Here is a 22,687-nt window from a genome sequence, read left to right as displayed (position 1 = left end):
CTTCCTCCGAAGGGGTTTCGCTTACCACCGGCCGCGGCGCGCGACTCGACGATGGCAGAGCGCCGGGCGCGACGGAAGGAGCTGGCCCTGCCGGTAAACGCCAATGACACAAACCGGACGATGGCGCACGCTGCGGCCGCCGGCCGTCAAGACGGTGGAAGCACGAAGTCCGCCCTGGTCGTGGCACCCGCACGGATCCGCGTCAACCGGAACATCGGTAGATGACCGCTCGCCGCAGCAGTCACGTGAAGTGGGTTGTATCCCTTGGACAACCACTGGTAGTAGTTGCCGTGCTGGTCGGTGCGCAGCGTGTACGACGTCTCGCCGCACAGCCCGGATTTCGGGCGATACATCGTGCAGACCTGGATGGTCGCACCACGGATCGGTGTGCCGGCCGTGTCGGTCACCGTGCCGGCCAGCTTGCCCCATGACTTCGGCGGGTTCACCTTCGCGGTGACGGCGATATGCGCTGACCCGTAAGGAGAGTCGGTGTCCAGTGACACCACAGCCGAGTAGGTGGCCGGACCAGGAACCACCGAGGAATCGGCACTGATCCGCACGCTGCGGGATGAACCGGGAGCCAGGGTGATCTCGGATTCACCGGTGCTCAGCCAGGTCACCTCGTCACCGCCACAGGCGTCGTAGCCGGACAGCACCGAGGATGCCGTGCCGCCGTAGACCGCGCCGTCGATGCGGCCACCGACCTGATACAACCCGCAACTGCTGCCACCGCGGAAGAATGCATGGTTGGCATTCGGCAGTGCGCGCCATTCGTCGGCCACCGGGTCGTATTCGGACGCCCGGTTCGTGATCACGTTGCTGATCGTCCCGCCGGCGACCTGCAGTTTGCCGTTGGCGCCGGCGAACGCCATTCCCCATCCGGCGTAGGGCAGGTCGGCGCGCCGTGTCCAGCTGTCGAGCGCCGGATCGTAGGCATAGGTGGTGTTCTTGGTCGAATGCCCTGACACGTCGTAACCGCCGGTGCAGATCAGTTCGTGATCGATGCCGGCGCAGGCATTGCGAGAGATGCTGGTGGGGTAGTCCGCGACGGCGGTCCAGTGATCGGTGGCCGGCTGATAGCGATAGACCGACGATACGTTCGACGAGCAGCCGTCCGGGCACCCGCCGATGGTGTAGAGCTGACCGTCGTCGACGGCGACGGTGATCGCCGACAGCGCGACCGGCAGGTCGGCCAGTTGTTGCCAGCTGTCGGTGCCCGGGTGGTAGGCGTAGAGCGTCTTGACCGGAATGCCACCGTAGAGCCATCCGCCGGCGACGTACATCACGCCGTTGAGGAATATCCCGGCAGCGTTGGCCAGCGGTTGGGGTAGCGGGGCGATGGCGCGCCACGCCGCCGTTGCCGGGTCGTATCGGTACCCAGCGTCGGTATAGCCCGCAGGGGTGGCGCCGCCGAAGGAGTAGACCCGGCCCTGGTAGTAGCCGACGGCATTGTCCAGGATCGTGATGGGGTAGTCCGCGATGGCCGTCCACGATGTTCCCGCCGGCGCGGACTGGTCGGCTGCCGCCCCGCCGGAGGCTGGCCGGTCGGCTTCCTGAGGCGCCAGCGCCGCCGACGCGGCGGAGGCGTTGCCCTCGATCTCGATCAGCGGCGCACCCTGTGCCGCGGCTGCCATCGGCGTGGTGTCGGCGGTGTGCTCGCCGACCGACACCGTCAGCGGTGCGCCGCCGATATTGGTGAGCTTGACGGTCTTGCTCTTCGTCGTGCCGAGTTCTTGGGTGACGCCCACCGTGTCGGTGCCGACCTTCAGCCGGCCGGCCTTCAATCGCCAGTCGCGCCGGGTGACGGTGTCCGCGGTGACCTTCACCGCCGCGGTCGCCGACGTGTACCGCCCGGCACTCGCGGTCAGCCGATGACGGCCAGGAGCGGAGAAGGCCCAGTAGTAGCCGGCATCCGAAGCCGGCGTCGAGCCTGCGGCGGTGGCGCCGCTGATCGGCCTGTCGGTGTTGGCGTCGGACAGCACCCCGGCGACCAATCCGCCCGGCACCGCCGCGCACGCGCCGACGGTCAGCTCGTCCAGCTGCCAGTAGGCGTCACCGTTGCCCGCGAAGTGGAACCGCACCCGGACGTCCGACCGCCCGGTCGCCTGCGGCACAGGAATGACGGCGCGCTTGCCCAGGCCGGATTCCATGGTCTTGGCCAGATTCCAGGTCCGGCCACCGTCGAGGCTGAGCTCGACCGCTCCGCTGGTGCCGTCCTTCGGCGTGAACACGTACTGGAACTCGAGGGTCGGGGACTGCTGTCCCCGCAGATCGATGGCCGGCGAGGTCAAGGTGGTGTCCTCCGGGGTGCCCCCGTTCTGGCGCGGGGTTGCGGTCGCGAAGTTGCCGTCACCGCCGGTGTAGTTGCGCAGCGAGCCCGGGCTGTCGAACTGCCAACCGGGTGTCGAACCGCTGACGGCCCAGCCTCCTTGCGGGATCGCCGCTGTCCAGCCCTCGAAGTCGGTGCGCAGCGGATTGGCGTAACCCGGGGCGGTGCAACCGGTCTGTTCGATCTCCAGAGCGGCGTCGGCGCGAACATCGCGGGTGCCGACGCTGACCGGGACGGTGCGCGCCAGGTAGCCGGGATAGTCGGCAGCGACGTGCAGTGTGTAGTCGCCGTTCTCCGGCAACTCGACGCGGTAGTGGCCGGTGTACGGGTCGGTGGCGATCACCCCGTTCGGATATCCGTCGATGGTGATGGTCGCCGCCAACGGCCAGTCGTGCCCGGCGCCGTCGGTCACCGCGCCGGAGACCGACCGGGTCGCCGCCGGTTGCAGCGCCAGCGGCGTCGTGGTGACCTGCGATTCGGCGATCACGATGCCGGTCGTTGTCGCATCGAGGTAGCCGAAGCCGGACGCGGTGATGTTGTAGGTGCCGGCCCGCAGGCTCGCGGTGAACCGGCCATCGGCGCCCGCTCTGACCCGGTAGGTCCGGCCCTGCGCCGGGTCGACCGCGACGACAACAGCATCGCCGATCGGCGCACCGGACGTCGCGTCGGTGACCGCTCCGGTCATGGTTCCGGCCGGGCCGAAGGTCAGTGCGTCCACTCCCGATGGTGTCCCCAGCCCGGTGGGGCCGTCCCACCCGATTCCGGCCTGACACAGGATGTTTCCGCAATCGTCGTTGGATCCGTCGGTGACGTCGTTCAGGTCGGCGCTACCGGCGGCGTATGGGTAGCTGACCGGGTAGGTGTCTTCGGCGGGTGTGCCGGCCAGCGCGTACATCCCCGCCATCAGCGGGGACGCCAGGCTGGTGCCGCCGACCTGGAACCAGCCGGTTTCCCCCCGCTGTGCGAGCGAGGTGTATACCGCCAGCCCGGTCGCGGGGTCGCCGACCGCGGCGATGTCGGCGATGGCGCGTCCGTTCGGACAGCCGGTGTTGATGCCGTCCTGGTAGGACGGATGGGCTTCGTACAGCGAGCAGCCGGAACCGCCTTCGGCCCAAGCGCTCTCGGCCCAGCCGCGTGCCGTCGATGCATCCCGGGTGAGTCTGGTGCCACCGACAGCGACGACGTTCGGGTTGCTGGCCGGCCAGTTCACCACATGGCCGTCGTCGCCGCTGGCGGCCGTGACCACCACTCCCGGGTGGTCGTAGTACTGGTCGAACTGCACCTGACCGGCACTCTCGCCGGGTACACCGTAGGAGTTGGACACGTACTTGGCACCCACGGTGACGGCGGTCTCGGCAGCAACGCCCAGGTTCTTGATCAGGGCATCGTCTGCCTGGACGAGCAGCAGATGACAGGACGGACATGCGGCCGACACGGCATCGAGGTCGAGTGCGGACTCCAGCGCCCAGCCGGCATCGTCGGCCGGATAGTCGGTGCCACCCCGTTGGTCGAGCTTGCGGAAGCAGCCGTTCTCCGTGCTGCAGACCGGCAGACCGTACTGCGCGCGGAACACCGCGAGGTCCGCCTCCGCGGCGGCGTAGCCGCCGGCAGCGACGACCGCCACGGTCCGCCCGTCACCCCCGTCTGGCAGGTTGTAGGCCGCCCGGATGTCGGCGGGACTCAACGCCGAGGCCGGCGGGCCGACCGCGTTCGGCGCGAGGCGGCCGGTGGCGCTGGTGTGGACCTCGCTGAAGCAGCGGGCATATCCCGACGGGAGATCGGGACGATTGCACCCGGTCGGGACGTCAGCGCCGGCCTCCGCGGGCGCGGTGTCCGGTGCTGACGGGGTCGACGCAGCGGGGGCGGTGGCGGACGGTGAAAGGGCCGACAGTGCGGCTGCGGCGAAAGCCGTTGTCGGCGACGCGGCGGCGGCCGGGGCCACCACCAGGCCAAGGCCGAGGACCGCGGTGATCAGCAGAACGATTCTGCGCAAGGGACTCTCGCTTTCGTCAGAGCGGCTCGTAGCCGCGGCGTCGCTCGTCGGCGTCTCGGGTCGATCGATCCGGGTGATCCGATCGATGCGACGAGTGCGATCGGCCGGCGGAATCGTCCGGGCCGCGATCGGTGCCGACCGCCCTGTCGTCGGCGAGCGGGGCCGGTCCGTCATCGCGGGATTCGTCGAACGTCACCATCGGAGTATCGAGGGACCGCGGGCCGGGCCGCTATCGGGCGGATGACCTAAAGTTCGCCCGCGTCGTCCTTGGCGATGGCAACCGCGAGTGCCGTCCGCGACGACACGCCGACCTTGCGCATGGCCGACCTCAGTTGCGTGGCAATGGTTTTGGGGGAGCGGGAGAGACGGCGAGCGATCTCCGGGGTGGTCAGGCCGTCGGCCACCAGAGCGGCGACCTCGAGCTCCCGCGGCGAGAGTCGGTCGCCGTACCCACGGTTACCGCCCCGCCACGGTTGACGGATCACCCCACCATGCTCGCGCACGGTGCCGGCGACCCGATCGGCGTCCGCCGCCGCGCCCAGCTCCATGAGCCCCTGCCGGACATCCGTGAGCAGCGTCAGCGCGGCGTCCTTGACGCCCCGATCGAGCAGACAGGTGGCCCGCCGTTCGGCGGCCAGCAACGCAGCGTACGGGCGAGGCAGGGCGGCCCAGGCGGCGGCCGCATCGGCAAAGGCATCCGGATCGGACGTGCATTCGCCCCTGGCGGCCGCCAGCGCGGCAGCGGCGGCCGCTGCGTCGCAGCCGCTGAGGCCGTGCTCGAACGCGGACAGCAGCTCGCCTGCCCGGTCGGGGCGGCCGGCGGCGATCAGCGCCCGGATCCGCACCGGCACCGTTTCCAGCCCCCACAGCCAGGCGTCCTTCTGGGCCAGCAGCGACACCGGATCGTCGGTCAGTCTGAGGGCCTCCTCGACGTCGCCGGCGGCCAGCCGCAGGGCGGCCAGCGCGGCGGCCGGCTCTTGGGTCGTTGCGATCAGGCCGCGATCGTGTGTCTCGCCCAGCACTGCCGCCAACCGCGGGCCTGCGGCAGGCTTGCCCGTTGCGGCTTCCAGCCGGCCGAGGATCAGCTGCAGGTGCAGTCGGATCACGGTGTCTTCTTCCGCGCCGTCCGCCGCCGCCGCTGCCCGCTCGGCGAGCCCGGTCCAGGCCCCGCTGCACCAGTCGAGGTACAGGACGTTCACCGTGAACATGTCGCGCATCCGGTGGAATCCGTAGCGGACGGACAGCTCCGTGCCGCGGGTGAGATGGCTGCGTGCCTGCGCGTAGCGGCCCCATCGGATGGTTTCGCTGCTGAGGTTCAGGGCGCCGCGAATGATTTGCGGGCGCAGCTCAGGTGCGGCCGCTTCGTCCGGCAGCTCGGCGGCGATGCGCCACCCCTGGGGGTCCCCCAGCGCCAGCAGGCTGGTCGCCCGATCGATGCGCAAGGCCAGCCGGTCGTATTCGGTGAAGTCGGCGGTCACCGCCGCTGCGGCGCGATCCAGCCACCGCCGATGGGTAGCGGCCGGTTGTCTGGTGGTGAACGGCATGCCGAGCGAGGACATCGCATGTGCCGCCGCGACCGGACGGTGGGCGAGGTCCGGGATGGATCGTTCGAGTTCAACTGCGGCGGCGGCGTACTCGCCGATATGGATGAGGCTCTGGCCCAATTGCGCCCGTAACTCGCCACGCTCGGTGGCGGAAAGGGACACCCGGTCGAGCGTGCTGCGCAGCGCGTGAATCGCACCGGCGCGATGCAGGTGGCCACCGGTGGCGTGCGGTGGAATCTTGCGGGCGACCCTGGCGAGGTCTGCGGGCGGGAGATCGGCGCCGGTGAGCAGCTCGTACAGATAGCTGCCCGCCGTGGCCGGATCGCCGGAGGCCAGGGCCAGATCGGCCGCCTGCTCGGCATAACGGCACCAGGCGCCGGTCTCACCGGCGGCGCGGAAATGATGGGCGAGGCGGGCGACGCCGGCGCCGTTCGCCCGCAGCACCCGCGCGGCGCCCGCGTGTAGTCGCCGGCGTTGCGGGCCGGGGATGGCTTCATACACCGCGTGGGCCGTCAGTGTGTGGCCGAAGGCCAGCCGGCCCCGCGGATCCTCGGACAGCAGCCCGCTGCGGATCGCACCGATGATCCCGTCGACGTCGGACCCATCGCCGGCAACTGCCGCCACCACCGCCTCAACCGCCGGCTCGGCCAGCACCGCGGCCGCCTGCAGGGTCAACTGGGACGCCGGTTCCAGCCGACCGACGCGCTCCAGCACCGCGTCGCGGATGGTCGGCGGCACCTCGAGTTCGGTCAGTCCGCGGCGGATCCATTCCCCGTCGACGCGGACCAGGTCGGACCGGTCGCGCAACAGCCGGACCGATTCCTCGACCGCCAGCGGCAGGCCCTCAGTCCGATCGTGCAGGAAGGCGGCGAACGCCGTGGAGACGTGTTCGTCATCGAGCATGGAGGACACCAACTCTGCGGTGCCATCGACGTCCAGCGCATCGAGCGTGAGCCGGGTCTGGTCGGCCCGGGCGGACAGCCGGCGCACCAGCGATCCAGGCGGCAGTTCGTCCGGGCGGTAGGTCACCAGCAGACCGATGCGCTGCGGTGCTGCCGCCAGCAGCAGCAGCAGCTCCAGGGTCGCCTCGTCCGCCCAGTGAGCGTCCTCCAGGACGAGCAGCTCGATGCGCATCCGGTCGAGCAGCTCGGTGAACGCGCGCAACAGGCGATGATGACCGGCAGCGTTGTCCGGCAACGGCTCCGGGGCGTCGGGCAGGGCGGTGGACCATTCCGGGAACAACGGCCGGAGAGCCCCGGCCAGTGGCGAGAGTCCCAGTCCGGCGACATCCGGGCCGGCCTCGCGGGCGGCGTCCACCATCGGGCCGAAGGTGAAGGCCTGCCGGAACGGCGGGCACACCGCGATCATCGTCCGGTCGCGGTCGGCGATGACCTCCCGGACGAGCCGGGTCTTGCCGATACCGGCCTCGCCTTCGACGAGAGTCAGCGTCGGCGGCCCGGCGAGGACGGCGCGCAGTCGGTCCGACTCGGTGTTCCGGCCCACCAGCCGAGGCACCCGAACGGCGGGCTGGGCGGACTCGTCCTGGTTCGGGCTCACCGTTGCATTGTCCGCAACGCACCTCGGGCATTGCCAGCGCGGGCGGTGTTGGCGAAGACTCGACGGCTGCTACCGGCATCCGCGCCCGAGCCGGCGATCGTCGGCTCCGGCGGCGGCGAGCGCTGTCCTGGATACCCCCCAGGGGTACTTGACGCTGCACGATCGGCGAGGTATAAGTACTGTACCGGGGTAAGGTAGGAGTGACGGACATGAGCGAACACGGCGGGCACCAGCAGCTCCGCGCCGACGTCGAGCCGCAGGGTCACGGTGGCCAGCAGGGTGACGGTGGTCAACCCGATCACAGTGGTCATCATGATCACGGTGGCCAGCGGGATCACGGTGGCCACCAGGGCCACGCCGATCACGTCGGGCAGTTCCGCCGACTGTTCTGGATCATGCTGGTGCTCGCGGTCCCGGTCGTGGTCTTCTCGCCGATGTTCGCGACGCTGCTGGGGTATCAGCTACCGGACACCGAGTGGCTGAAATGGATCTCGCCGGTGCTGGGGACCGTCATGTACGGCTGGGGCGGCAAGCCATTCCTGACCGGCGCCGTCAGCGAACTCCGTTCTCGCACACCGGGAATGATGCTGCTCATCGCGCTGGCCATCACCGTGGCGTTCCTGGCGTCCTGGGGCTCAACCACCGGGATCCTGGACCACGAGCTGGATTTCTGGTGGGAACTGGCGCTGCTGATCGTGATCATGCTGCTCGGCCACTGGATCGAGATGCGCTCGCTGGCCCAGACCACCTCCGCGCTCGACTCGTTGGCGGCATTGCTGCCGGACGAGGCCGAACTCGTCAGCGATTCTCAGGTCGGTGGCGATCGGATCGTCACCGTCGCGCCGGCCGACCTGCAGATCGGCGACCTCGTCGTCGTGCGTCCCGGCGGGCGGATCCCGGCCGACGGCACCATTGCCCAGGGCTCGGCCAGCATGGACGAGTCGATGATCACCGGCGAATCCCGGACGGTGCGCCGCGGCGAGGGCGACAAGGTCGTCGCCGGGACCGTCGCCACCGACTCCGGTGTGCGGGTACGGATCGCCGCGGTCGGTGATGACACTGCGCTGGCCGGTATCCAACGGTTGGTGGCCGACGCGCAGAACTCCACTTCGCGGGCGCAGCGGATCGCGGACACCGCCGCCGGCTGGCTGTTCTGGTTCGCCCTGATCGCCGGCGTGATCACCGCGATCGTCTGGACGGCCGTCGGGCTTGCAGACGATGCGGTGGTGCGCACCATCACCGTGCTGGTCATCGCCTGCCCGCACGCCCTGGGACTCGCTATTCCGCTGGTGGTCTCGATCGCCACCGAGCGCGCGGCCAAGGGCGGTGTGTTGATCAAGGATCGGCTGGCGCTGGAAAGCATGCGCACGGTCGATACCGTGCTGTTCGACAAGACCGGGACCCTGACCAAGGGCGAACCCACCGTCATCGCCGTTCATCCGGCCGATGGATACGACTCCGACACCGTGCTGGCGCTCGCCGCGGCCGCCGAGACGGACTCCGAGCACCCGCTGGCCCGCGCCATCGTCACCGGCGCGCGATACCGCGATCTGCCGGTGCCATCGGCCGTCGACTTCGGGTCGTCGCCGGCGGTCGGCGTCTCGGCCGTGGTGGACGGTACCCGGATCCAGGTCGGCGGGCCATATCTGTTGCAGCAGCACAACAGCCACGAGCTGGACATCGCCGAGAAGTGGCGGACCGATGGCGCGATCATCCTGCACGTGCTTGCCGACGGACAGGTCATCGGCGCGCTGAAGCTCGCCGACGAGGTGCGCCCGGAATCCCGGCAGGCGATCGACGCGCTGCACGCCCAGCACGTGCAGGTGGTGATGATCACCGGCGATGCCGAAGCCGTTGCCAGGGCGGTCGCCGACGAGCTGGGCGTCGATCGGTATTTCGCCGGGGTTCGCCCCGAGGACAAGGCCGACAACGTCAAACGGCTGCAGGCCGAGGGACGCAAGGTCGCCATGGTCGGTGATGGGGTCAACGACGCACCGGCCCTGGCCCAGGCCGACGTCGGGATCGCCATCGGCGCCGGCACCGACGTGGCCATCGCCTCCGCCGGCGTCATCCTGGCCAGTGACGACCCCCGATCCGTGCTCTCGGTGATCGAACTGTCCCGCGCCGGTTACCGAAAGATGAAGCAGAACCTTTGGTGGGCAGCCGGTTACAACCTGATCTCGGTTCCGCTTGCCGCCGGTGTGCTGGCCCCGGTCGGGTTCGTCCTGCCGATGTCGGTCGGCGCGATCCTGATGTCGCTGTCCACCATCGTGGTCGCGCTCAACGCCCAACTGCTGCGCCGGCTGGATCTGTCACCCGACAGCAGCATCCGCGCGACCCTGGGGAGCACCGCGCCGACACCGTGACCCGACAGGTGCTCAGGCCGGCAGTTGCGTCGATCCGGCCAGCGGCGTCTGGTCGAAGTACCTGACCTGGTAGCTGCGTTCGGCGAATCTCCAGCCGTCGCCCGTCCGCCGGTAGCGGTCGTGGTAGACCCCGTAGTTCTGCAGCGAGGTGCCGTCGGTGAACCGGCCGATCTCCATCACGTAAGCCCGGCCGGTGGCGGTGTCACCGTCCAACTGGATGGTGCCGGGATGGGTGTTCTGCAGAAAGTACTCCCACGCTCCCTGTAGTCGTTCGATCTCTGCGCGGATCTTCGTCCGGCCGACGATGTGAAGGTTGGCGCCGGGAATCTGCCAGACCCCGTCCCGGGTGAAAAGCCCTGCCAGGCGGTCGAAGTCGTGCGTCATCCCGGCGTCGGCGAACTCGCCGCGCAGCGCCTCGATCTCGACCCGATCGGCGATGTGCTGAATCTTGTCCATCTGAATTCTCCCTCTCAACTGGTGAACGATTGCGGACCGAAGCGGCCCCAGGCCACAACGACTGCGAGGGCGAGCAACACGATGCCGCTCACCATGTCCTTGGCTTCGTGCCGGCGGAGGTGGACGACCATCGCGCTCAGCATCAGCAACACCAGCCCGACGGCCGCCACCGGCACCAGGAACTGGGCGGTACCGGCCAGCGCCGGCACGATCAGGCCGATCGCGGCAAGGATCTCGAGGATCCCGATGGTGTTGACCGCAGGGGTGCTGAAGTCGTTGACCCAGCCCATCCCCATCGTCACCAACTTCTTCCTGGTCAACATCAACTTGGACAGCCCGCTGGCCAGGAAGGACGCGGCGAGCAGCCAGGTGATGATCCACAACGTGACGTTCATGATTAATCCCTTCCTCTCCAGCCCTTCGACGACGTGGCCGCCCCCGTTGTGAGGCCCACGCCGGGGCCTCACAGTTCGGTGGGCTGCGCCGTCGAACCGGTGGGAGAACGACTGTCGAGGGAGAATGACGCCATGAGCAACAGGTCCGCCCCGAGGGACCGTCGCGACGATCCGAGCCTCGCCGCGATCGTGAGCGAGCGGCGACATCTGACGAATCTGGCCTACCGGATGCTCGGCTCGCTGGCCGAGGCCGAGGACGCCGTGCAAGAGACCTACACCCGGTGGTACGCGATGTCCCGGGAGCAGCAGCAGGCGATCGAATCGCCGGCGGCGTGGTTGACCACGGTGGCCAGCCGCATCTGCCTCGACCTGCTCGGCTCGGCCCGAGCCCGCCGGGAACGGTATGTGGGCGAATGGATCCCGGAGCCGGTGCCGGAGCAGGGCGGGTGGATCAACGGCTGGACGGGTGGTGGGACCGTGGACCCGGCCGACCGGGTGACCCTCGACGAGTCGATCAGCATGGCTTTCCTGGTGGTGCTCGAGTCGATGACCCCTGCCGAGCGGGTGACGTTCATCCTGCACGACGTGTTCCGCTACCCGTTCCCCGAGGTCGCCGAGATCGTCGGTCGCAGCCCCGCCGCCTGCCGTCAGCTGGCCACGTCTGCACGCCGCCGGGTACGGGAGGCGCAGGTGCCGGCCGACCCGGCGCCACTGAGCGCGGAAGTCGTCCGGAACTTCAAACGTGCCTGGGAGGCCAAGGACATCGACGCGCTGGTGCGGCTGCTCGACCCGGGGGTGGTCGCGACCGCCGACGGCGGCGGTATCGTCAGCGCCGTCCGCGATCCGGTCGTCGGTGGCAAACAGGTCGCCCGTGGTTTCCTCCAGATCGCCAGCGTGGCACCGGATCTGACCGTTCTCGAACGCGTGGTGAACGGGCGGCCAGGGCTGCTGCTGCAGCAGGCCGGTGTGACCGCCGCAGTGATCGCCTTCGACATCGTCGGCGATCGGATCACGCACGTCTGGGCGGTGCGGAACCCGGAGAAGCTCGGGCCATGGATGACGAACTGAACCGCCGATGACGAACTGCGCAGGGTCGAAGCGCGGTGTTACCTCCCGGGAGTCGAACTCGTCGACCTAGTGAACCCAACACCAGGAGGAGATCACCATGCACGCTCGACTCGACCCGTTCGGCACCGACGTCGGACCGAAGTTCGGAAAGTACATCGTCGCGGCGGATCGGGCGGTCGCCGCGTCGTCGGTGCCGGCGGCCACCCTGGAACTGGTGAAGATCCGTGCCAGCCAGATCAACGGCTGCGGCGGATGCCTTGACATGCACACCAAGGAGGCGGCGCTGGCCGGGGAGACGCCGGTGCGGATCAATCTGGTCGCGGCGTGGCGGGAGACGACGGTCTTCACCGACGCGGAGCGGGCCGCGCTGGAACTCACCGAGCAGGGCACTCGGCTGGCCGACGGCAGCGGGGTGACCGACGAGGCATGGGCGAACGCGGCCGCACACTACGATGACGAGCAGCTGATGGCGCTGGTCGGGCAGATCGCCGTCATCAACACCTTCAACCGGATGATGGTGATGACCCGGCAGGCCGGCGGCGAGTATCAGCCCGGGCAACTCGCTCGACAGAATTGACCCGGCGTCCGGCGCCGCGGGTCTCGTCACCCCAGAGGATCCGACGTCGCAACAGGGCCTGCTCGGCCGGGTTGGCGGTGAGTTGCAGTGCGCGGCGGTCGGCCGCCCGGGCCGCGGCCGCGCGGCCCAGGATCCGCAGCAGGTCGGCGCGGGTCGCGTGGTAGAGGTGGTAGCGATCGAGGGCGTCGGCGAGGGCGTCGACCTCGCCGAGGGCGGCCGCGGGGCCGGCGGTGAAGCGCCGGGCGATGGCCCGGTGTAGCCGAACGAGCGGCGACGGCGCCAGGTGCAGCAGCATGTCGTAGAGCAGCACTATCTGCTCCCAGTCGGTACTTGCCCAATCGGCGGCCTCGGCGTGACAGGCGACGATCGCCGCCTGCAGTTGATACGGCCCGGGCCGGTGGCGGCGGGCGGCCTGTTGGAGCAACCGGGACGCCTCAGCGATCGCTTCGTGGTCCCAGTTCGAGCGATCCTGCTGCTCCAGCAGCACGAGGTTGCCGTCCGGGTCGAATCTGGCGTCGGCGCGCGCCCGGTGCAATCGGATCAATGCCAGCAGACCGGCAACCTCGGGCTCGGCCGGCATCAAGCCGTGGAGTTGGGCCGCCAACCAATCGGCATCATCGACCAGGTCCCGGGACTGGGCGCGCTCGGCGGTCGACAGGTAACCCTCGTTCAGCAGTAGATAGATCACCGCCAGCACCTCGCGCAACCGGGCAGCGAGCTCGTCGGGATCGGGCATCCGATACGGGATTCCGGCGTCGGTGATCTTTCTCTTGGCACGGGTGATCCGCTGCGCGACAGTCGTTTCGGGCACCAGAAAGGCGCGGGCGATCTGTGCTGTGGTGAGCCCGCACACCACGCGCAGGGTCAGCGCGATCTGGGCCGACCGGGACAGCGCCGGGTGGCAGCAGGTGAAGACGAGCCGGAGCCGGTCGTCGCTCGCGGACTCGACGGGCAATCGGAGTTGAGCCAGCTTGCTGCGATAGTTGTGCTGCCGGCGCAGCACATCGAGTCCGCGGTTCCGGGCGACGGTGAACAGCCAGGCGTCCGGCCGGGCCGGGACCCCCTCGATCGGCCACCGCTGCAGGGCGGCCAGGATCGCGTCCTGGACCAGGTCCTCGGCGGTGCCGAAGTCGCCGGTGATCCGTACCAGCCCGGCCGCCAGCCGGCCCGCGTGCTCCCGGACGAGCTGCTCGAGCTCGCGACCGGCGTCGGCCCGATGCTCGGCCGGACCCTGGCCGCCCACGGTCAGCCCTGTCCGGCAGACATCTCCAGGAGCGGCCGGATCTCCACGATCGGGCAGCCGGGCCAGGTACTGACCATCTTCAGCACCTGGTCGAGGTCGTCGACCTCGACCTCGGTGTAGCCGCTCACCACCTCCTTGCCCTCGACGAACGGTCCGTCGGTGACCACGGGCTCGCTGCCGGCATCCAGTCGGACCGTTGTTGCGGTGTCGGCGGACTGCAGCTTGTTGCCACCGCGGATCTTGTCGGCGTTGTCGTCCATCCACTGATAGACCAGGCCGAACGCCCGTTCGCGGTCGGCCTCGCTCATCGCCTCGAAATCCCTTTCGAACTGCTCGGTTTCGACGAACAGCAGTACGTACTTCATCACATCTCTCCTTCGGACAGCCCTTCGTGGTGGTGATTGGCGCACGTCTGCCGATGGAACGGCTCGGGTCTGACGAACTTCGACGCTCCTTCGACTCCGCTGACGATCGTCCTCACCGGAGGTGGTTCGGTCCACCCCTACTGAACAAACGATCGGCGACGCCCGCAATACGACATCCGAGAATCGTTACCTCCGGTTGTGCCCTGCCGGGCGGCCGATCGGCGGCGAACGTCGGTGCTGCGGGCATCACCGACGGCCCGCTACCGTGGACCGGGAAATTTGCGCTGCTGACGAGACCGGAGGCGACCGAGGTGACGGAGACAGGGAAGCCGGCGACGGCTGCGCTGGCCGAGGTGATGGGCGAACTGGCCGCACTCGAGGATCCGAAGGCGCGTGCGGTGAACGAGAAGCACGGTGACGATCATGGTGTCAACCTCGGCAAACTGCGCGCGGTCGCGAAGCGGCTGAAGACCCAGCAGGATCTCGCGTGTCGGCTCTGGGCGACGGACGACACCGCGGCCAGGTTGCTGGCGCTACTGATCTGCCGACCGAGATCGTTCGAGCGTGCCGACCTGGACGCCATCGTCCGACAGGCGGGCGCGCCCAAGGTGCACGATTGGCTGGTGAACTACGTGGTCAAGAAGAGCCCGCACCGCGAAGAACTCCGCGTGGCCTGGCTCGCTGACCCCGATCCGGTGGTCGCGAGTGCCGGTTGGGCGCTCACCACCGAGCGGGTCGCGAAGGAGCCGACCGGGCTGGACTTCCCCGGTCTGCTCGCGGTGATCGAGGCCCAGCTGAAGGATGCGCCGGATCGCTTGCAGTGGGCGATGAACCATTGCCTGGCCCAGATCGGGATCGAGCGCCCGGAGCACCGCGACCGAGCGCTGGCCATTGGCGAGCGCTTGGAAGTGCTCAAGGACTACCCGACTGCGCCGGGCTGCACGTCGCCGTTCGCGCCGGTCTGGATCACCGAGATGGTTCGCCGCCGGCAGGGCGCCTAACCGGTGACGTCCGACAGGGAAGTGATGAGATCCTGCACGCGCGTTCTGATCTGGTCGCGGATCAGTCGAACGGCGGCAATGCCTTGCCCGGCGGGATCGTCGAGATCCCAGTCCTCGTAGCGCTTCCCGGGGAAGACCGGGCAGGTGTCGCCGCAGCCCATGGTGATCACGACATCGGAGGCCTGCACGGCGTCGGTGGTGAGAACCGTCGGCTGTTCGGCGGTGATGTCGATGCCGTGTTCTGCCATCGCCGCCACGGCGACCGGGTTGATCCGATCTGCCGGCTCGGATCCGGCCGACCGGACCTCGATCCGGCCACCGGCGAGATGGGTCAGATAGCCGGCAGCCATCTGCGAGCGGCCGGCGTTCTGGACGCAGACGAACAGGACCCTGGGCTTGGTCACGGCGTGCCGACTCCTTGGTACGGGAATGTTGGCGGCGGGCTGGTCATCTGGCGGCTACGCCAATGCTGATCGGCTGCGGCCCTGCCGGCGCACCGCAGCAGCCACCGGCGCCGGCATCCGCGTTGCCGTTGTCGTCGAACAGGCCGGCGCCGTGGCAGACCCCGGTGTCGGGCAGCGTCAGCTGCACAGTGTTCGCCGCCTGCAGGTCTCCGGCCAACGCTGCCGCGATCGACCGGACCTGCTCGAAGCCGGTCATCGCCAGGAACGATGGTGCCCGGCCGTAGGACTTCATGCCGGCCAGGTACAGCCCCTGATCGGGCTGGGCGAGTACGTCGTGGCCGTGCGGCGTCACCGACCCGCAGGAATGGAAGTTCGGATCGATCTCAGGGGCCAATCGCGAAGGCGCCTGCAGCCGCCGATCCAGGTCCAACAGCACTTCGGACAGGAACTCCAGGTCGGGCCGGAACCCTGTCACGCCGACGATCCGGTCGATGCCGGTGATCCGTCGGCCATCGGTGCCGACCAAGGCGACCCGGCCACCGTCGTCATCGGTGACGGCGGCGGTACGGAATCCGGTGACGACCTCGATCAACCCGGCCTGAACTGCTTGGCGAACCTTGATTCCGAGTGCGCCGCGCGCCGGCAGCTCGTCCGCCTCGCCGCCGCCGTAGGAATCACCGACCTGACCGCGACGCAACACCCACACCACGCGAGAATCATTGGTGTGCAAGGGCTCGCCGGTCAATGCGATCAGCGCCGTCAGCGCCGAGGCGCCGGACCCGACAACCACTGTCTTGCGGCCGGCATAGAGCGGGGCGTCCAGCTGCGGATTCGGCATTCCGTAAAGGATCTGATCGGCATGTATCGCCTCACCCGGAACCGGATAGCCCTCCGCCCCCAACGGATTCGGCAAGCCCAGGGTGCCGCTCGCGTCGATCACCGCCCGCGCCAGCAGGCGCTCGACCTGCCGGTCGGGCCGCTGGATGTGGACGACGAACGGCTGGTCCGCCCGTCCGGAATCGACCAGCAGGTCGCGATCGAGTTTGGCCACGCCGGTCACCCGACCGCCGACGCGTACCCGATCGCCGAGTGCGGAGGCCAGCGGAGCGAGGTAGTCGCGCACCCACTCGGCGCCGGTCGGGTACCGGCCCGGGTCGGGCGCCCGCCAGCCGGTCGCTGCCAACAGCGCGGCCGCGGCCGGCGACACCAGCTCCGACCAAGGCGAGAACAACCGCACGTGTCTCCACGAGAGCACCGCTGCGGCCACCTCATCGCCCTGTTCCAGGACGACCACCGACTGATTCCGGCCGACCAGCTCGGCCGCCGCAGCCAACCCGATCGGCCCGGCACCGATGACGGCAACCGGCAGCTCAGCGTGAGCGGACATCAGCAACACATCCTTGAATAGACAGACGTCGATGTCACTCCATCTTGCGCACTGCATCGACAGTTGTCAATATGGAGGAATGCCCCTCGCCGAAAACCTCGCCGCACCCCCGCAGGCCACCGGCTGCGACGACTCCTGCGCCGCGCCGGGGATGACGGCCGACGCCTCGGAGCAGACGGCCGGCCTGTTCAAGGCACTGTCCGACCCGGTCCGGTTGCGCCTCTACTCCCGGATCGCCGCCTGCGGCGGCGAAATCTGCGTCTGCGACATCTCCGACGTCGGGGTCTCGCAGCCGACAGTCTCCCATCACCTGCGCAAGCTCCGCGACGCCGGCCTCATCGACTGCGAACGCCGCGGGACCTGGGTCTACTACTGGGCAATCCCCGGTGCATTGGCGCCGCTGAAGGACATCGGGGCGTAGCCCCGGCGGCGCACCGGTCAGCTTCGATGAATGGCGCTGGAGATCTCCGATTCGGCGATGACGGCGCCGCCGCGGATCACCCAGCGTGGCGTGGCGTGCTCGCGCAGCAGGTCGACCACCCGCGTCGCGGCATGCACGCAGAGATTTGCCGGGTTGCCTTCCGCGATGACGTGGGCGGGAAGCCCGAGGACCCGTCCCGCCCCGGTGGTGATCATCTGCACCAGCCGGTGCTGGTCGGGTACCGACAGGAATCCGAGCAGGTGAGCTGCCAGGAAGGCCACTTCCAGCATGTTGTTGCGGCCGAACGGATAGTAGGCGTCCTCGATGTCGTCCTGGCCCAGCGCCACCGGCAGTCCCGCATCGAGGAACTCGCGGACCGGCAGGTGCAGCGGCCCGGTGTGCGGATCGGTGACGAAGCCGAGTCCCGCTCGGTGGGCCAACCCGATCAGTCGGCGCACGGTCGGCTCCGGGTACTGGCTCAACGCTCTGGCGTGGCAGGCCACGCCCCGACCGATCAGGTCATTGTCGATCATTGCCTGGGCCAGCATCGCGGTGGTCCGCAGCGCCGGGTCGCCGGCGTCGTCGACCAGCATCGCCACCCGCTTGCCGGTTTCCCGGGCCAGCCCGCAGGCCCAGTCGACGTGGGCTTGTGCATCGGCGTCGGTGTACTCGATCCAGGGAATGCCGCCGACAACGTCAGCGCCGTGGCGCAGTGCGTGTTCGCAGAGTGCCATGGCCTCGGCGTCCTTGATCAACCCGTCCTGCGGGAAGGCCACGACCTGCAGATCCAGCAAATCCCGATAGTCCTCCCGCACGGCCTGAACCGCCTCGAATCCCTTGAGTCCGGCGGCCGCGTCCAGGTCGACGAACGCCTGGACATGCAGCACGCCGTTGCGAACCGCGTCATCCAATGCCTTGCGGATCAACGGCTTTGCGCTGTCGACCTGATACCCGGCCTTGGCCCTGGACGCCAGTTCGATCGAGGTCATCGCCGAACCCATTGACCCGCCGACGTACGCCTCCAGCGCAGCGTCACCGACCGAGCCCAAGGTGAACACCTTGTCAAGGTGCAGGTGTCCGTTGACGAACGATTCGGTCACCAGGCCACCGGCCGCGTCGATGGTCGATAACGCGCCGGCCGCGTCAACCTGGTCGGCCGCAGCGATCACCCGGTAACGACCATCCCGGATCCCGATCGTCACCACCGAGCCGTCGATCAGTCGGGCATTCAGAATTGCCAAGTCCAGCAGAATGGCCGTGTCCGTCATCGGGATGATCGCTCCTCGGGTAAGTCGTCCGTCTTGCCCCTCAAGCTAGGCGCCCCAGTGGGCGATACCGGAGGAGTACGACACCGTTTCCGAATCGGCGTTCATCGATGAGCTCGAGGTCGACGCGCGCGTCGATCGGTAAGCCCGGCTTTCCCCCACCTACCACCGTGGGCCAGACGAACAGCTGACACTCGTCAACCAGACCGGCCTTGAATGCCTGGGACGCGAGGTTCGCACCCCCAACGGTGATATCGCTGCTGGCCGCGGCCTTCAGTTCGCGCACAGCGGTGGGGTCGAAGTGGCGCTCGATGCGAGTGTTGGCGGTCGCCCCGGCGGTCAGTGTCGTGGAATAGACGATCCTGTTCGCCCTCTGCCAGGCGGTCGCGAAGTCGGCCATCAGGTCGGACTGCGCCGCCAACGTGGCATCGGTCTCCCACACGGCCATGGCTTCGTAGAGGCGCCGCCCGTAGAGGAACGTGCCCGCGGACTGCAGGATTTCTGTGCAGGACCTGAACACCTCGTCATCCGCCGGGCCGAAGTCGAAAGCGCCACGCTCGTCTTCGATGTAGCCGTCCAGACTCACATTGGTCACGTAGATCAGCTTGGTCATTTCACGACACCCTCACGATCGGCCGCGTTCTGGGCACTGGTCAGTGTGGCGTCCAGCGTAGTAGACGCCCGGCCTGTTCTCACCTGTGAGCCCGTTCTGCAGGTCACTGCAACTGGTCGGTCCATGGGTGGTCGGGATGGGCCAGCTGCAGAGCCGATCGGAGCCACCGGCGGGCGGTCGGATCGAGCCGCGGCCTGCAGGCGGCGAAGTCAGCTTGGTCCTTCGGTCGTAGTCCCGGCGCCTTGTGGAACAGCTGGATCTCAGGACGCAAATAGGTGATTCCCTGCTGGTTCCAGAGGATCTCGTCCGCGGAGAGGGTGATCCGCGGGTCCCGCTTGTAGGTCCAGGTCGAGGCGGTTGCGTCCATCAGCATGACGTCGTACTCCCAAGGATCGGAGCCGCTGGCACGCAGCCAGAGGTTCCCGCAGGTCGGGGAGAGTGGTTCGTCCACCCGACCGACGAGCGGGCGGAGGGTGCCCCTGTCGGCCGCCCACAGGTCGAGCCGCGATGCGAGATGCTGACGCAGCAGCGGTACGTCATCGCGCGGGATGCTGGGATCGAGATCGCCGTGAGTGCGGGGGATTCCGGTGAATGCTTCGATCGCCCACCCGCCGGCGATCCACCAGCGGCCGGAGTATCCGTTGAAGAGTTCGACAGCATCGGCCGGGGTCCGGTGATGCCACGGGCCGTAGAGTCGAACGATCTCCTCGTCGTCGAGCATGCGATTGAGCCTATTCGGTTGGACGGATTCTGCTGCCCTCGCGGCGGTATCGGAAGCGGAAGGTCCGGGCCGTCAGCCGCGAGTCTCGACGACTCGGGCATGGGTGTGCATGTCGTGCCAACCGTCGGCGTGCAGTACGGCGCTGACCCGGGTGCCCTCGGCGGCGAAGCCCGCCTTCGTCGCGACCCGGCACGAGGCGCTGTTCCGGGTCGAGTGCTCCAGCTCGACGCGGTGAAATCCGAGGCCGAACGCCCAGTTGGTGGCTGTCATCAGCCCGGCCGGCGCGAGTCCCTGGCCTCGAAAACCTGGCGTGGTCCAGTACCCGACGACGGCCCTGCCTTCGTCGAGGTTGAGCCTCAGGGTCATCCGGCCGGCCAACTGCCCATCGACGTCAATGGCCCAGCTCGCCAGCTTTTGGTCGCGCCATCCGGTGTGCGCCGCTCGGATCCAGTCCCGTGCCTCGGCCGGCGCCATGGACCGCGCGTGCCACTGTTGAATATCAGGGTCCTGGTAGGTCTCGACCAGTGCAGGAGCGTCGGCATCCGACCACGGGCGTAATCGCGCCGAGCCTGTTTCGAGGATCGGCTGGTCGCGGTCACGAATCCGATCCGCCTGGACCACGGGCAACACCAAGGAGGGCACCTGGCCATCGTCCCATGCCGAGTTCGTGCTGGTTCGCGGCTACAGACCAGTCGTCGCCCGCAGCGCGGTGCGGAGGTCGTCGAGGTCTGGAACTCCGGCCAATCCACCTGAGTGCCGGTACAGCCGACAGGCGAGTGCCGTCGAGCGCGACGGGTCCTGGAACAGGTCCATGCCGTCGACCGAGAAGGTTGGTGATCCGGCGAAACCGATGCGTTCGGCCGTTTCTGGGTCGGCGACGGTGACCGTGCGAAAATCGACCGAGCCGAGTCCGACTTCGTCCATTGCGGTGCGGAGCAGCCTCGCCGCAGCTCGTTCGTGCGGGCACCCTGGGACGATCAGGAGCTCGATGTTCATGTTGCCCATAATGCTCTCCCCGGCTGTCTCAGGCGGCGATTGCGCTGGCGGGCAGGCGCGCTCGACCATCGCGGGGATTCGATCGATCACGGTTGGTCCCCCTGTAGGACAGCGGCCAGCCAGTAGAAGCGCCCGATTGAACTGCCTGATCGCCCGCCGAAAATCCAGCTGCGCTCTGCCGCGCGATCGTGTTGCCTTTGCACATGTTGCTGCTGGTGACCGGCTCAAGCTGTTCGGGAAAATCCACCGCCGCGGCCGCGATCCGCACGGCAGTGGAGGGCGTCGCCATCCATGACAGCGACGAACACGGCGTACCGAGCGATGCCGATACCGCCTGGCGGCAAGGCGATCTGCGGCGGTGGGTGCGGTTGGCGATCGCCCTTGAGGCCGAGGACACCGACCTACTGCTCACCGGACAGTCGCCTATTGGTGAGCTGCTGGCCATCCCGGAGGCAAGCCGGCTGGAGTTGGCGGTCTGCCTCATCGATGTTCAAGACCGGATCCGGTCCGATCGGCTGGAGCAACGAGATCCCGGCAGGTGGCCCGCAGAGGCCAAAGAGGCGTTCAACAACTGGGCGCGCTGGCACCGCTGCCATGCCGAAGATCCGTCCTACCAGCCAGAAGTCATCACCGAAGGGTCCGCGCCCGACATGCGATGGGATCGCTGGCGTTCGTGGCACAGATGGGACCCGCGATGGTCGGTGACTACCATCGACGCTTCTGAGGGCGGCGTCTCCGAGACCGCTTCTGCCCTGCGAACTTGGGTGCAGCAGTCGCGCGACCGGCGCGCCGATCGCAACCTGCCATTGGGGCAGGGATGGTGCCGCTGACGAGAGTCGTGACCCGGCCAGGTCCCGGCGGAAGCCGGCGACCGGCAAGGGTTCAGCCGCCCGGTCGGAGCTGTTGTCGCACTTCGGGAATGAGCTCGACCTGGACGATGGTGCCGCTGAGGCCGGCGGAATCCAGGGCCGAGCTGAGGTCCGCGCTGCTCGGGATGGGCAGCGGCCCGATGGCCCGAATCGAGTAGCCCTCGGCAGTCGGCGTCACCGAAACCACCGTCCACCCCTTCGTTTCGGTCCAGGCGCTCGCTACCTGCGAGACCTTGTCCGTTGCCGTCGTCGACTGGGCCAGCCGAATGGAAGTCAGCACCAGCGGAACGGCGACGATCACGGCCAGCGCGGCGATCACCAGGACACCGGGGCGGCGCCAACGCCGAGTCTTGCCCTTGGCTGTCATCCGGCTACCGAGCAGGCCGTATCCGGCCATCACCGCCAGCGCGGTGGCCATGATCGCCGAGACGTTCGCCAGGAACAGCAGCAGGGCGCCGCCGGCTTCCGCCGGTGCCCCGGACTCCAACGTCATCCCGACCACGCTCAGCGGCGGCACCAGCGAAATGGCGATGGCCACTCCCGGCAGGGTGTCGCTGATGTCCGAGCGCAGGAGCGCAATCGATCCGACGGCGCCGGTGGCCAGAGCCGCGACCAGATCGATCAGCTTGGGGCTGATCCGGGCCGCGACCTGGGAATTCGTCGCTGCGGTGACCGGCTCGACCTTCGCCAGGCCGACCAGGAAGCCGATGAGGATGACAACGACGACGCCGGCGACGACCGTGGCCAGACACCGGAGCAGGTTGCGCCGATTGTTGAGCACCATCGCCAGCACGATCCCGAGGATCGGGGACATCAGCGGGGCAACGATCATGGCGCCGATGACGGTTGCGGTCGAATCGCCGGCGACGCCGGCGCCGGCGATGATCGCCGCGAGCACCAACAGTAGCCAGAATCGACTGATCCGGCGGCCGGCGTCGTCACCCTCGAAGAACAGCTGCGACCGCATCCGCGCGACGTCGTCGGTACCGACCATGGCTGAACTCCGATTCTCTGGAGGGTTGCATGATCACCTTTTCCGGTTCCCCGCCGTCCGGACGTCACCCTCGGAGGATGATTGCGGGCAACCGCCGACGACGCGCCGGGCGCGGGTAGCAAG

Annotated in this window: 20 protein-coding genes; 6 read left to right on the top strand and 14 right to left on the bottom strand. The window is 68.6% G+C overall.

What is annotated here, in order from left to right; translation table 11 throughout:
- Window positions 1-146 precede the first annotated feature (146 nt).
- Both K340_RS0112600 and K340_RS0112590 read right to left on the bottom strand, forming a co-directional pair.
- A complete protein-coding gene (locus K340_RS0112600) occupies window positions 147-4,322 on the bottom strand; it encodes a carboxypeptidase regulatory-like domain-containing protein (RefSeq protein WP_029136971.1) in 4,176 nt (1,391 codons plus the stop codon).
- A 245-nt stretch (window positions 4,323-4,567) separates the two neighbouring features.
- Window positions 4,568-7,423, bottom strand: a complete 2,856-nt coding sequence (locus tag K340_RS0112590) for a helix-turn-helix transcriptional regulator (protein WP_029136969.1) — start codon at window positions 7,421-7,423, stop codon at window positions 4,568-4,570.
- 209 nt (window positions 7,424-7,632) lie between these two features.
- Between K340_RS0112590 and K340_RS29710 the strand changes: the two genes are divergently transcribed.
- Window positions 7,633-9,789: a heavy metal translocating P-type ATPase gene (locus K340_RS29710; RefSeq protein ID WP_084614393.1), complete on the top strand. Its 2,157-nt coding sequence runs from the start codon at window positions 7,633-7,635 to the stop codon at window positions 9,787-9,789.
- Window positions 9,790-9,801: 12 nt separating this feature from the next.
- Here K340_RS29710 and K340_RS0112575 read toward each other — a convergent pair whose 3' ends face one another.
- A complete protein-coding gene (locus tag K340_RS0112575) occupies window positions 9,802-10,245 on the bottom strand; it encodes a nuclear transport factor 2 family protein (RefSeq protein ID WP_029136967.1) in 444 nt (147 codons plus the stop codon).
- A gap of 14 nt (window positions 10,246-10,259) precedes the next feature.
- The gene (locus K340_RS0112570; protein ID WP_029136966.1) at window positions 10,260-10,640 is read right to left on the bottom strand and encodes a DoxX family protein; all 381 of its coding nucleotides are present in this window, start codon (window positions 10,638-10,640) and stop codon (window positions 10,260-10,262) included.
- A 132-nt stretch (window positions 10,641-10,772) separates the two neighbouring features.
- On the opposite strand from K340_RS0112570, the gene sigJ reads away from it, so the two are divergent.
- Window positions 10,773-11,708, top strand: coding sequence for an RNA polymerase sigma factor SigJ (gene sigJ, locus K340_RS0112565; protein WP_029136965.1), 936 nt, complete (start codon window positions 10,773-10,775; stop codon window positions 11,706-11,708).
- A gap of 97 nt (window positions 11,709-11,805) precedes the next feature.
- Window positions 11,806-12,285, top strand: a complete 480-nt coding sequence (locus K340_RS0112560) for a carboxymuconolactone decarboxylase family protein (RefSeq protein WP_029136964.1) — start codon at window positions 11,806-11,808, stop codon at window positions 12,283-12,285.
- On the opposite strand, the gene K340_RS29705 is transcribed toward K340_RS0112560, so the two are convergent.
- Window positions 12,212-13,528 (bottom strand): RNA polymerase sigma factor, encoded by a 1,317-nt coding sequence (locus tag K340_RS29705; protein ID WP_084614358.1) that lies wholly within the window; start codon window positions 13,526-13,528, stop codon window positions 12,212-12,214. The genes K340_RS0112560 and K340_RS29705 overlap by 74 nt on opposite strands.
- Before the next feature lie 2 nt (window positions 13,529-13,530).
- A complete protein-coding gene (locus K340_RS0112550) occupies window positions 13,531-13,893 on the bottom strand; it encodes a YciI family protein (protein WP_029136963.1) in 363 nt (120 codons plus the stop codon).
- 356 nt (window positions 13,894-14,249) lie between these two features.
- Between K340_RS0112550 and K340_RS0112545 the strand changes: the two genes are divergently transcribed.
- The gene (locus tag K340_RS0112545) at window positions 14,250-14,894 is read left to right on the top strand and encodes a DNA alkylation repair protein (RefSeq protein ID WP_051266184.1); all 645 of its coding nucleotides are present in this window, start codon (window positions 14,250-14,252) and stop codon (window positions 14,892-14,894) included.
- On the opposite strand, the gene K340_RS0112540 is transcribed toward K340_RS0112545, so the two are convergent.
- The gene (locus K340_RS0112540; RefSeq protein ID WP_029136961.1) at window positions 14,891-15,298 is read right to left on the bottom strand and encodes an arsenate reductase ArsC; all 408 of its coding nucleotides are present in this window, start codon (window positions 15,296-15,298) and stop codon (window positions 14,891-14,893) included. The genes K340_RS0112545 and K340_RS0112540 overlap by 4 nt on opposite strands.
- A gap of 43 nt (window positions 15,299-15,341) precedes the next feature.
- Window positions 15,342-16,685: an FAD-dependent oxidoreductase gene (locus tag K340_RS0112535; RefSeq protein WP_029136960.1), complete on the bottom strand. Its 1,344-nt coding sequence runs from the start codon at window positions 16,683-16,685 to the stop codon at window positions 15,342-15,344.
- Window positions 16,686-16,764: 79 nt separating this feature from the next.
- Between K340_RS0112535 and K340_RS29700 the strand changes: the two genes are divergently transcribed.
- Complete coding sequence (locus tag K340_RS29700) at window positions 16,765-17,106, top strand: ArsR/SmtB family transcription factor (protein WP_084614356.1); 342 nt, start codon at window positions 16,765-16,767, stop codon at window positions 17,104-17,106.
- A gap of 17 nt (window positions 17,107-17,123) precedes the next feature.
- On the opposite strand, the gene K340_RS29695 is transcribed toward K340_RS29700, so the two are convergent.
- From K340_RS29695 to K340_RS0112505, 5 genes are all read right to left on the bottom strand, one after another.
- Window positions 17,124-18,374 carry an amidohydrolase family protein gene (locus K340_RS29695; protein ID WP_037364432.1) on the bottom strand — a complete coding sequence of 417 codons (1,251 nt, stop codon included), beginning with the start codon at window positions 18,372-18,374 and terminating at the stop codon, window positions 17,124-17,126.
- Window positions 18,375-18,414: 40 nt separating this feature from the next.
- On the bottom strand, window positions 18,415-18,984 hold the full coding sequence (locus K340_RS0112520) for a dihydrofolate reductase family protein (RefSeq protein ID WP_029136959.1): 570 nt from the start codon (window positions 18,982-18,984) through the stop codon (window positions 18,415-18,417).
- Between the two features lie 103 nt (window positions 18,985-19,087).
- Window positions 19,088-19,705 carry a hypothetical protein gene (locus tag K340_RS0112515; protein WP_029136958.1) on the bottom strand — a complete coding sequence of 206 codons (618 nt, stop codon included), beginning with the start codon at window positions 19,703-19,705 and terminating at the stop codon, window positions 19,088-19,090.
- 72 nt (window positions 19,706-19,777) lie between these two features.
- Window positions 19,778-20,347 carry a GNAT family N-acetyltransferase gene (locus K340_RS0112510; protein WP_029136957.1) on the bottom strand — a complete coding sequence of 190 codons (570 nt, stop codon included), beginning with the start codon at window positions 20,345-20,347 and terminating at the stop codon, window positions 19,778-19,780.
- A 39-nt stretch (window positions 20,348-20,386) separates the two neighbouring features.
- A complete protein-coding gene (locus K340_RS0112505; protein ID WP_211229405.1) occupies window positions 20,387-20,770 on the bottom strand; it encodes a hypothetical protein in 384 nt (127 codons plus the stop codon).
- Between the two features lie 134 nt (window positions 20,771-20,904).
- Between K340_RS0112505 and K340_RS29690 the strand changes: the two genes are divergently transcribed.
- Complete coding sequence (locus tag K340_RS29690) at window positions 20,905-21,531, top strand: hypothetical protein (protein WP_051266081.1); 627 nt, start codon at window positions 20,905-20,907, stop codon at window positions 21,529-21,531.
- Between the two features lie 52 nt (window positions 21,532-21,583).
- Here K340_RS29690 and K340_RS0112495 read toward each other — a convergent pair whose 3' ends face one another.
- A complete protein-coding gene (locus K340_RS0112495) occupies window positions 21,584-22,564 on the bottom strand; it encodes a DUF389 domain-containing protein (RefSeq protein WP_029136955.1) in 981 nt (326 codons plus the stop codon).
- Window positions 22,565-22,687: the final 123 nt, after the last annotated feature.

This window comes from Nakamurella lactea DSM 19367 (assembly GCF_000426645.1).
GTDB lineage: Bacteria > Actinomycetota > Actinomycetes > Mycobacteriales > Nakamurellaceae > Nakamurella > Nakamurella lactea.
This window is presented reverse-complemented; position numbering and strand designations above follow the sequence as displayed.